Source organism: Rhodococcus sp. 27YEA15 (assembly GCF_049739425.1).
Lineage (GTDB): Bacteria > Actinomycetota > Actinomycetes > Mycobacteriales > Mycobacteriaceae > Rhodococcus_F.
Genome location: NZ_JBMHHW010000001.1, coordinates 2426152 through 2435000 on the forward strand (window position 1 = coordinate 2426152; position 8849 = coordinate 2435000).

Below are 8849 nucleotides of genomic sequence, written 5' to 3' on the forward strand. Positions count from 1 at the left end.
ACATCAGTCACTACTACACCACGAAACGGTCAGTCTGTGACGCGGGCCGCATGTGCGAGTTCGAGTAGCTCTTCGGCGTGCGCGCGCCCGGTCTCCGTGTCGTCCAACCCGGCCAACATGCGGGCCAGCTCCACCACGCGATCGGTGTCGGAGAGAGTTCTGACACCGCTACTGATCACCCCGCCCTTGTCGTCGACCTTGTCGACCACGAGATGAGTGTCGGCGAACGCGGCTACCTGCGGCAGGTGCGTGACGACGATGACCTGGTGGGTTCGAGCGAGTTTCGCCAACCGCCGGCCGATCTCCACCGCGGCCCGACCACCGACGCCCGCATCGACCTCGTCGAACACCATGGTCGCGCCGGTGTCGCTGCCTGCGAGCACCACTTCCAGGGCCAACATCACCCGCGAGAGCTCGCCGCCCGACGCACTCTTGCTGATCGGCAATGACGGCGCGCCGCTGTGAGCGGACAACCGGAACTCCACCTCGTCGACGCCGGCCGAACCGGCATGCACGTCGGATCCTTCGACCCGCAACGGCGCTGAATCCTGCGGTCCGGCCGGCTGCGAGCGCACACTGACGTCGAGGCCGGCTCGTCCCATCGCCAACCCGGCAAGTTCCGCGCTCACCGACTTGGACAGCTTTGCCGCTGCTTTGCTCCTCGCCGCGCTGAGCTTGACCGCCGCTGCCGCGGTGAGTTCGGCGTTCTCCTCGACCGCTTCGGCCAACAGACCCAGCGCATCGGAGGAGACGTCGAGCTTGGACAACCGCGCCCGAGCCGTGTCGGCCCACTCGAGTACGCCGTCGACGTCGGCAGCGTACTTGCGGGTCAATGTCTTGAGTTCGGACTGTCTCGACAACAGCGAATCCAGGGCGCCCGGATCTGCGGGGAGACCGGCAAGGTAGGTGTTCAGGTCACCGGCGACATCCGTCACGACGGCTATCGCATCGGCAAGCCGTGCGCCCAACCCGTCCAGATTGGTGTCCGTCACCGATTCGATCCTGGCCCGGGCCTCCGACATCAGATCCAACGCCGGCGAGACTCCGACCTCGCCGCTGGACATGTCGTCACCGCCTGCCAGCGCAGCATGTGCCAGTTCTGCCGCGGAGCGCAGCGAGTCCAGATCACTGAGCCGACGCACCTCGGCGACGATCGAGGCGTCCTCGCCGGGTTCCGGTGCCACGCCGTCGATCTCGTTGAGAGCGAACGTCAACTGATCGGCTTCCTGGGCCAGTTCTCGCGCCTTGGACGTGCGCTCGATCAGCTCCGATCGAGCGTCGAGCCAGTCCTTGCGATGCTTGCGGTACTTCGCGAGCAACGCAGTGATCGTCTTGTCACCGAACCGGTCGAGAGCGTTACGTTGTTGATCGGGCCGCAACAACCTCAACTGATCGTTCTGGCCGTGCACCGTCAACAGCGGATCGGTGAACTCGGACAGCACACCGGCCGGCACACTGCGACCTCCCAGATGGGCGCGGGAGCGTCCGTCGCTGCCGACGGTGCGGACGGCGATGACAGTCCCGTCCTCGTCCCGCTCGGCACCGGATGATTCCAGTATCCGAGCGATCTCCTTTTCGACGGCCGGTGATACGCCGTCGGCGACGAAGCGCCCCTCGACGACCGCGCGGGACGCACCGAGCCGCACCCGGCCGGCGTCCGCGCGGGCACCGCTGAGCAAGTGCAAACTGGTGACCACCATGGTCTTTCCGGCGCCGGTTTCGCCGGTCAGAACCGTCAGGCCTTCGTGAAACTGTGCGCTGGCCTCGGAGATCACTCCGAGGCTGTCGATTCGAATCTCTGCGAGCACCGTTACGGCTTCCTTCCCCGCCACCCGGTGACCGGTAGTTCGAACTTGCGAACCATCCGATCAGCGAAGGGAGCAGAATCCAACTTCACCCACTGGACCGCAGTAGTCCCACGGACCACCTCTACCCGACCGCCCGCGGGCAGTTCCAATGTGCGACGTCCGTCCAGGAAGACGAGTCCGTCATGGCTCCCGGCCACCGTCTCCACCGCGATCAGCGATTCGGGGCTGGTCACCAGCGGACGCGCGAACAGTGCGTGTGCATTACTGGGAACGACCAGTAGCGCCTCGAGCTCGGGCCACACCACCGGTCCGCCTGCCGAGAATGCATATGCGGTGGAGCCGGTGGGCGTGGAGATGAGCACCCCGTCGCACCCGAATGCCGACACCGGCCGACCGTCGACCTCGAGCACCACTTCGAGGACTCCGAGACGCGACCGGTTTTCGATACTCGCCTCGTTCAGTGCCCAACCGCGGTCGATGATTTCGTCGTCGACGCGAACCAAGACGTCCAATGTCATCCGGGGTTCGACGCGATACTCGCGGCGAACCACCTTCGCGAGCGCCTCGTCCAGATGCTCGGCTTCGGTCTCGGCCAGAAATCCGATTCGGCCCAGGTTGATCCCGAGAACCGGGATGGATGCCTCCAGAGCGAGTTCCGCGGCACGCAGGAAGGTACCGTCCCCACCGAGCACCAGTACCAGTTCACAGCCGACAGCCGCATCGGGTCCCGGATGAACCACCGTGACATCGAGATCGGGTGCCGAGAAGCCCTCGGGTTCGGTCATCGCCTCGATACGCGAACTGTCGGCCTCGTCGACGAGCACTCGCAAGCTGATGCCTGCTCGTTCGAAGACCTTACCGACACGTCGCGCGGTTTCTGTGATGTCTCTACGGCCGGGGTGGGCGACGAGCAGGATCTTTCTCGGCTCGCCGGTGGCGGTGTCGATCATTGTGGCCCCTTCTCGACCGCTGCACGGATCAGCTCCTCGACAGCGGGCAGCACTTCCTCTGATTCAACGCCGTCGGACGGAGCCCCGTCCGAGGCCTGCCCGCCATCCGAGTCCTTCCGGAGCCACAGGAAGTACTCCACGTTTCCGGATGGACCGGGCAGCGGGCTGGCGACAACCCCGAGAGTTCGTAGCCCCACCTCCGCAGCAGCACGCGCAACGTCGAGGACGGCCGACACTCGTAGTTCCGGATCACGCACGACTCCGCCGGAGCCCACTCGATCCTTACCCACCTCGAACTGGGGCTTGACCATGGGAACCAGGTCGGCACCCGGCGCAGTGCACGCGACGAACGCCGGCAGGACCAGCTTGAGGGAGATGAAGGAAAGGTCGGCGACCACCAGATCGACTACGCCACCGATCTTTTCGGCGTCGATGCTGCGGACGTTGGTTCGGTCGACCACGCGTACACGCTCGTCCGACTGCAACCGCCACACCAATTGTCCGTAGCCGACGTCGACAGCAACGATTTCCTCGGCCCCCCGGCTCAAGAGTACGTCGGTGAAGCCACCCGTCGAAGCGCCGGCATCGAGGCATCGCCTGCCCTGCACACTCAGACCCGAACGACCGAACTCGTCGAGGGCGCCGATCAACTTGTGTGCCCCTCGTGACGCCCAGGACACTTCCTGTTCGACGTCGACCACACGCAGCGGCGTTCCGGCCTCGACAGCGGTCGCGGGCTTGGTGGCAGCGGCTCCCGAAATGAGCACCCGTCCGGAAGATATCAGTTCTTGTGCATGGTCCCGTGATCGGGCAAGTCCCCGACGGACCAGTTCGGCGTCTACCCGCGCTCTTCGTACCACGTCAAACCCTGTCCACAGTTGTCAATGCTTCGGTCAGCACCTCGTGAGCCTGTTCGAGAAGATGTGTCCTACCCGAGATCACCTCGGCTGTGTTCGAGCCGACGACTCCGTTCAATCGCCCGAGCAACCGGTCGACGTCGGACCGTATCCGATCAGGATCGCCAGTAGGTCGGGGTCCGGGTAGCGGCGAGCCACTCGTCGTATTTCCGGGGGTCGGTATCGGCGTACTCATCGCCCGCAACGCTAGCCCATCGGTGTTGCAGACGCATACAGCCGTACCATCGAGCGTCGAACACACGTGCGATTCAGTGAATCTTCCAGGACGTCAGGATCGCCTGCACCTTCGGATCCGACGCCTCGATGGTGTCGAATCCGGGGTTGGCCCATGCCACCGGAGCGAGCGAGCGTAGGAGCGCGATGTCGTCGCCGACAAGAGGACCTTCCACGAACAACGCCGACCCACGCACGGAGATCGTCCACGACGACGGTTCACCCACCCGAGCGGCGGCCGCCGGCTCGTTGAGCGAATCCAGCGAAGCTGCGATGTAGGTGGGATGTTGCGTCGCTGGTGCGCGCAGCACGTCGGCCGGTGTGCTGACGCCGGTCAGAACGAGCAACGAATCCACCGACACCGCCTGTGCGCCTTCGATATCGGTATCGAGCCGGTCACCGACCACCAACGGACGCGTGCATCCGCTTCGGCTCAGCGCATCGTCCATGAGCGGCGCTGCAGGTTTACCTGCCACCAGAGGTTCGATTCCGGTCGCTGCGCGAAGAGCAGCCACCATCGAGCCGTTACCCGGCACCAGACCACGTTCCGTCGGCAACGTGGTGTCCAGATTTGCCGCCACCCACAGCGCTCCGCTGCGAATAGCGAGCGTCGCCTCGGCAAGGATCGACCAATCGGTTGTCGGCGAATGCCCTTGCACGACAGCCGACGGCGCGTCGGTGAATGCCCGCACCGGGTGAAGTCCGACTCGCGTCACCTCGTCGCACAATGCGTCGGTGCCGACCACGAGAACGCGATCACCTGGTTGCAGGCGCTCCGCCAACAGGCGAACAGCAGTTTGCGAACTGGTCACGACTCGCTCGTCGGCCGAATCGAAACCGAGTTCGGTCAGATGCTCGGATACTGCCGACGGCGACCGACTGGCGTTGTTGGTCACGTAATACAGTGACTGATCGCCCTGGGCCAGAGCGGCCTGCGTTCCGGGAATCGCATGCGCCCCGGCATACAGTGTTCCGTCCAGGTCGAGAAGCAGTACGTCGTACCGGGCACGAAGCACCGTCACAGACCTTCTCCGGTCAGCTCCGCTACCCGCTCCTCGGCGTCGGTGTCGCCTTCGAGATCAGCGGCGGCCGTGTTGAGGAACCACTTCAACCCGTCCTCGATTCGACCGGCCGCGACCAGAGCATCGGCGTACGCGTAGAACAATCGTGCTGCACTTTCACCGGTGCGCTTGGCATCCAGATCAGGTGTCTGCAAGGTGACCACTGCCTGATCGAACTGGCCGAGATCCATCCGCGCACCCGCAACGACGATACGTAGCTCGGATGCCTCGTCACCGGAAAGCTGCGCAGCTTCGTCGCTACGTCCCAGCTCGATGGCACGTTCCGGGCGCCCGAGCCCACGCTCGCAGTCTGCCATGACAGCGAGAAGGCCTGGCCCACCCGCCATCCGGCGCGCAGCACGCAGTTCTGACAACGCTTCAGCCCACTCACCGGCGTGATACGCAGTGATCCCAGCAGCCTCACGAACAACAGCAACACGACCGGCGCGTTGCCGAGCAGCACGGGCATGAAGCAGCGCGAGCTCGGGATCCTCGTCGACGAGTTTGCCCGCCATCACCAGGTGCCGCGCAACCGTGTTGGCATTGTCTTTCTCGAGGCTGAGCAAATCCCGCCGCACAGCCGGATCCAACTCGGTCGGCTCTACGTTGTCGGGCAGATCGGGTTCGTCGGGCCGTTGAGCCTGACGTTGATTTCGGTCACCGTCACGTCCACGAGGGACGAATCCACCTTCGCCGCCGCGACGCGCAGGTCCACCTCGACGATCGTTGCCACCTCCGTGGCGATCGCTTCCGCCTCTGCGATCACCGGCGCTTCCGCCTCTGCGATCACCGGCGCTTCCGCCTCTGTGATCACCGGCGCTTCCGCCTCTGCGGTCTCCGCCACCAGCACTGTGTGATCCACGCCCGTCGTTGTCACGACGGGGGCCACCTGATCGAGGCGCTCCTCCCCCACGGAAGGACCGGCGCTCGTCGCCATTCTCCGACACAGTCATTCCTTTCATACAACGCACGAAAGGGGACCCAATATTTTGGGTCCCCTTTCGGTTAACGGGTGTTCGGCGGTGTCCTACTCTCCCACACCCTGTCGAGTGCAGTACCATCGGCGCTGAAGGGCTTAGCTTCCGGGTTCGGAATGGGACCGGGCGTTTCCCCTTCGCTATGGCCGCCGTAACTCTATGAAACTGTCACAGTGGACGATAACCGCGATCAGCGGACACCATGTTCGGATCCACCCCTGTGGCCGGCTCGGTGAGCTGGGGTGGGGGGGTGGGTGCGAACATCATGTTCGGTGATCGGGTATCTGTGTTGTTTCAGATACCGCACAGTGGACGCGTAGCTTCTTTGTGGTAAGTCCTCGGCCTATTAGTACCAGTCACCTGCATGCGTTACCGCACTTCCAGTTCTGGCCTATCAACCCGGTGGTCTGCCGGGGGCCTTACCCCCTCGAGGGGGTGAGAAACCTCATCTTGGAACAGGCTTCCCGCTTAGATGCTTTCAGCGGTTATCCCTTCCGAACGTAGCTAACCAGCGGTGCTCCTGGTGGAACAACTGGCACACCAGAGGTTCGTCCGTCCCGGTCCTCTCGTACTAGGGACAGCCTTCCTCAAGTTTCTTACGCGCGCGGCGGATAGAGACCGAACTGTCTCACGACGTTCTAAACCCAGCTCGCGTGCCGCTTTAATGGGCGAACAGCCCAACCCTTGGGACCTACTCCAGCCCCAGGATGCGACGAGCCGACATCGAGGTGCCAAACCATCCCGTCGATATGGACTCTTGGGGAAGATCAGCCTGTTATCCCCGGGGTACCTTTTATCCGTTGAGCGACACCGCTTCCACTTGCCGGTGCCGGATCACTAGTCCCGACTTTCGTCCCTGCTCGACCTGTCAGTCTCACAGTCAAGCTCCCTTGTGCACTTGCACTCGACACCTGATTGCCAACCAGGCTGAGGGAACCTTTGGGCGCCTCCGTTACATTTTGGGAGGCAACCGCCCCAGTTAAACTACCCACCAGGCACTGTCCCTGAACCAGATCATGGTCCGAGGTTAGAGGTCCAATTCGATCAGAGTGGTATTTCAACAACGACTCCACGATAACTGGCGTCACCGTTTCACAGTCTCCCACCTATCCTACACAAACCGAACCGAACACCAATACCAAGCTGTAGTGAAGGTCCCGGGGTCTTTTCGTCCTGCCGCGCGTAACGAGCATCTTTACTCGTAATGCAATTTCGCCGAGTCTATGGTTGAGACAGCTGAGAAGTCGTTACGCCATTCGTGCAGGTCGGAACTTACCCGACAAGGAATTTCGCTACCTTAGGATGGTTATAGTTACCACCGCCGTTTACTGGGGCTTAAATTCTCAGCTTCGCTCCGAAAAGCTAACCGGTCCTCTTAACCTTCCAGCACCGGGCAGGCGTCAGTCCGTATACATCGTCTTACGACTTCGCACGGACCTGTGTTTTTAGTAAACAGTCGCTTCTCACTGGTCTCTGCGGCCCCACCCAGCTCAGGAAGTAAATTCCGTCACCAGACGAGGCCCCCCTTCTCCCGAAGTTACGGGGGCATTTTGCCGAGTTCCTTAACCATAGTTATCTCGATCGCCTTAGTATTCTCTACCTGACCACCTGTGTCGGTTTGGGGTACGGGCCGTGTGAAAGCTCGCTAGAGGCTTTTCTCGGCAGCATAGGATCACTGAATTCGCCTCAATCGGCTACGCATCACGTCTCAGGCTTGTATGCGCCCCGGATTTACCTAGGACACGCCCTACACGCTTACACCGGTATTACCACTGACCGGCCCAGCTACCTTCCTGCGTCACCCCATCGCTTGACTACTACCAGGAAAGGTCCCACGCATCCACCAACTCGAGACCCGAAGGTCTTCTCGCGGCTTCAGGGCAGTTAGTACTCCTGATTCATCATGGGCGCGTTCACACGGGTACGGGAATATCAACCCGTTGTCCATCGGCTACGCCTGTCGGCCTCGTCTTAGGTCCCGACTCACCCTGGGCGGATTAACCTGGCCCAGGAACCCTTGGTCATTCGGCGGACGAGTTTCTCACTCGTCTTTCGCTACTCATGCCTGCATTCTCACTCGTGTGGCCTCCACAACTAGGTCACCCCGCTGCTTCCATGGCCACACGACGCTCCCCTACCCATCCACACACCTGGCTCACCCCCCGCAAGGAATGAACGGGCTATTGTGTGAATGCCGCAGCTTCGGTGGTGTACTTGAGCCCCGCTACATTGTCGGCGCAGGATCACTTGACCAGTGAGCTATTACGCACTCTTTCAAGGGTGGCTGCTTCTAAGCCAACCTCCTGGTTGTCTTCGCGACCCCACATCCTTTTCCACTTAGTACACGCTTAGGGACCTTAGCTGGCGATCTGGGCTGTTTCCCTCTCGACTACGAACCTTATCGCCCGCAGTCTCACTGCCGCGCTCTCACTCACCGGCATTCGGAGTTTGGCTGATTTCGGTAAGCTTGTAGGCCCCCTAGACCATCCAGTAGCTCTACCTCCGGTGAGAAACACGCGACGCTGCACCTAAATGCATTTCGGGGAGAACCAGCTATCACGGAGTTTGATTGGCCTTTCACCCCTACCCACAACTCATCCCCTCAGTTTTCAACCTAAGTGGGTTCGGTCCTCCACGACGTCTTACCGTCGCTTCAACCTGGCCATGGGTAGATCACTCCGCTTCGGGTCTAGAGCATGCCACTGACTCGCCCTATTCGGACTCGCTTTCGCTACGGCTACCCCACACGGGTTAACCTCGCGACATACCACTAACTCGCAGGCTCATTCTTCAAAAGGCACGCCATCACCCCCAGTGACAAGTCACTCAAAGGCTCTGACGGATTGTAAGCGCACGGTTTCAGGTACTATTTCACTCCCCTCCCGGGGTACTTTTCACCTTTCCCTCACGGTACTAGTCCGCT

6 protein-coding genes and 2 rRNA genes (1 of these 8 running past the window's edge) are annotated in these 8849 nt (G+C 61.9%); all 8 read right to left on the reverse strand.

The features are described from left to right. Positions 1 to 29 precede the first annotated feature (29 nt). Entirely contained in the window at positions 30 to 1808 is a 1779-nt protein-coding gene (gene recN, locus ABH922_RS11160) for a DNA repair protein RecN (protein WP_424806988.1), read from the reverse strand. Positions 1809 to 1810: 2 nt separating this feature from the next. Further along, positions 1811 to 2758, reverse strand: coding sequence for an NAD kinase (locus ABH922_RS11165; RefSeq protein ID WP_424806989.1), 948 nt, complete (start codon positions 2756 to 2758; stop codon positions 1811 to 1813). Continuing rightward, positions 2755 to 3618 carry a TlyA family RNA methyltransferase gene (locus ABH922_RS11170; RefSeq protein ID WP_424806990.1) on the reverse strand — a complete coding sequence of 288 codons (864 nt, stop codon included), beginning with the start codon at positions 3616 to 3618 and terminating at the stop codon, positions 2755 to 2757. The genes ABH922_RS11165 and ABH922_RS11170 overlap by 4 nt, the downstream gene beginning before the upstream one ends. A gap of 1 nt (position 3619) precedes the next feature. After that, positions 3620 to 3850: a hypothetical protein gene (locus ABH922_RS11175; protein ID WP_424806991.1), complete on the reverse strand. Its 231-nt coding sequence runs from the start codon at positions 3848 to 3850 to the stop codon at positions 3620 to 3622. 73 nt (positions 3851 to 3923) lie between these two features. Continuing rightward, positions 3924 to 4910, reverse strand: a complete 987-nt coding sequence (locus tag ABH922_RS11180) for an HAD-IIA family hydrolase (RefSeq protein ID WP_424806992.1) — start codon at positions 4908 to 4910, stop codon at positions 3924 to 3926. After that, positions 4907 to 5902, reverse strand: coding sequence for a hypothetical protein (locus ABH922_RS11185; RefSeq protein ID WP_424806993.1), 996 nt, complete (start codon positions 5900 to 5902; stop codon positions 4907 to 4909). The genes ABH922_RS11180 and ABH922_RS11185 overlap by 4 nt, the downstream gene beginning before the upstream one ends. 61 nt (positions 5903 to 5963) lie before the next feature. Then, positions 5964 to 6080, reverse strand: a 5S ribosomal RNA gene (rrf, locus tag ABH922_RS11190). A 172-nt stretch (positions 6081 to 6252) separates the two neighbouring features. Next, positions 6253 to 8849 (reverse strand): 23S ribosomal RNA (locus ABH922_RS11195) (it continues 536 nt past the right edge of the window).